Source organism: Parvibaculum sp. (genome assembly GCF_035511255.1).
Taxonomy (GTDB): domain Bacteria; phylum Pseudomonadota; class Alphaproteobacteria; order Parvibaculales; family Parvibaculaceae; genus Parvibaculum.
Genome location: NZ_DATKFR010000345.1, coordinates 1 through 2,075, shown reverse-complemented (window position 1 = coordinate 2,075; position 2,075 = coordinate 1). Strand labels below are relative to the sequence as shown.

The window sequence follows — 2,075 nt, the reverse complement described above, 5'->3', positions numbered from 1 at the left end:
CCGCGAGAGCCATGAAGGCTTCGCGGAAGAAGGACAGTCTTGTCGTTCGGATATCCCGACCGTCGCCCGGACCGCGATGCTTGAACCCTGTTTCAACGAGCATCCGGTCCAAGGAATAATGAGAAGGACCTGATCTTGATTACCCCAGTCTTGCCGACCTATGCGCGGGCCGACCTTGAATTCGAGAGAGGCGAGGGACCTTACCTCTTCACCGCATCGGGCGAGCGCTATCTCGACTTCGGCGCCGGCATCGCGGTCAACGCGCTCGGCCATGCCCATCCGGCGCTTGTCAGCGCGCTGACGGAGCAGGCGCAGAAGGTCTGGCACGTCTCGAACATCTACAGGATTCCGGGACAGGAAAAACTGGCGAGGAAGCTCATCGCGGCGACCTTCGCCGATACGGTCTTCTTCACCAATTCGGGCGCCGAGGCGCTGGAATGCGCGATCAAGATGGCGCGGCGCTATCACTTCGTCGGCGACGCGCCGGAACGCAACGAACTCATCGCCTTCGAAGGCGCCTTCCACGGGCGCACGCTGGCGACCATCGCGGCCGGCGGCAACAAGAAATATCTCGAAGGCTTCGGCCCCGAAATGCCGGGCTTCGTGCATCTGCCTTTCGGCGACATGAAGGCGCTGGAAAAGGCGATCACATCAACGACCGCCGGCATCCTGATCGAGCCGATCCAGGGTGAGGGCGGCATCCGTGTACTGCCGAACGAGGATCTGAGGAAGATCCGCGCCATGTGCGACGAGGCGGGCATCCTGCTTCTGCTCGACGAGGTGCAGACGGGCTTCGGGCGGACCGGCAAGCTCTTTGCGCATGAACTCGCGGGCGTGACGCCCGACATCATGCCGGTCGCGAAGGCGCTGGGCGGCGGCTTCCCGGTCGGCGCCTGTCTGGCAACCGAGAATGCCGCGCGCGGCATGACGGTCGGCACGCATGGCTCGACCTATGGCGGCAATCCGCTGGCGATGGCGGTGGCCGACGCCGCCGTCTCGATGATGATCCGGGAAGACTTCCTCGCCCATGTGCGCGATATCGGCGTGAAGCTGAAACAGAAGCTCGCCATGCTTGCCGACCAGCATCCCTCGATCATCGAGGGCGTGCGCGGCGAGGCGCTGATGCTCGGGATCAAGTGCCGCATTACCAATACCGATCTGGTGCAGGCGCTGCGCAAGGAGCATCTGCTCACCGTCGGCGCGGGCGACAATGTGGTGCGGCTGCTGCCGCCGCTCATCATCGATGAAAGCCATCTCGACGAGGCGATCGAGAAGCTCGATCGCGCTTGTACGAGCCTCGAAGCGGAACTTGCGAAGAAGCCCGCCCAGGCCGCGGGAGGTGCCGCATGAACGCGCATGATCCCAGGGCGAAGTCGCCCCGGCACTTTCTCGATCTCGATCTGATCGAAGGTCCGGCCCTCCGTTCGATCCTCGACGGGGCGAAGACCCGCAAGGCCGGACGGAACGGCAAGGCGCAGGCCGAGCCCGATATGGACAGCCCCCTGAAGGGCAAGCTTCTCGCCATGCTCTTCGAGAAGCCCTCGACGCGGACGCGCGTCTCCTTCGACGTCGCGATGCGCCAGCTCGGCGGCGAGACGCTGCTGCTGAACGGCAACGACACGCAGCTCGGCCGCGGCGAAACCATCGCCGACACGGCCCGCGTGCTGTCGCGTTATGTCGACGCGATCATGATCCGCACGACCGATCACAAGCATCTGATGGAGCTCGCCGAATATGCGAGCGTGCCGGTCATCAACGGCCTCACCGACAAGTCTCATCCCTGCCAGTTGATGGCGGACGTGATGACCTTCGAGGAACACAAGGGGCCGATCAAGGGGCGGACCATCGCCTGGGTCGGCGACGGCAACAACATGGTGACCTCGTGGATCCATGCGGCCGCGCAGCTCGAGTTCGAACTCAGGGTCGCCTGCCCACCGGAATTCGCGCCGGACCGTGCCGCCGTCGACTGGGCGCGCAAGAAGGGCGCGAAGATTTTCGTGACCACCGATCCCTTCGAAGCGGTGAAGGGCGCCGACTGCGTCAACACCGATACCTGGGTTTCGATGGGAACCCCG

Annotated in this window: 2 protein-coding genes; both read left to right on the top strand. The window is 64.3% G+C overall.

Annotated elements, in window-relative coordinates; all coding sequences use genetic code 11:
- The first annotated feature begins 135 nt into the window (after window positions 1-135).
- Window positions 136-1,350 carry an aspartate aminotransferase family protein gene (locus tag VMR03_RS13435; RefSeq protein ID WP_325406047.1) on the top strand — a complete coding sequence of 405 codons (1,215 nt, stop codon included), beginning with the start codon at window positions 136-138 and terminating at the stop codon, window positions 1,348-1,350.
- On the top strand, window positions 1,347-2,075 hold a 729-nt coding region (locus VMR03_RS13430; protein WP_325406045.1), incomplete at its 3' end, for an ornithine carbamoyltransferase. The genes VMR03_RS13435 and VMR03_RS13430, both read left to right, overlap by 4 nt.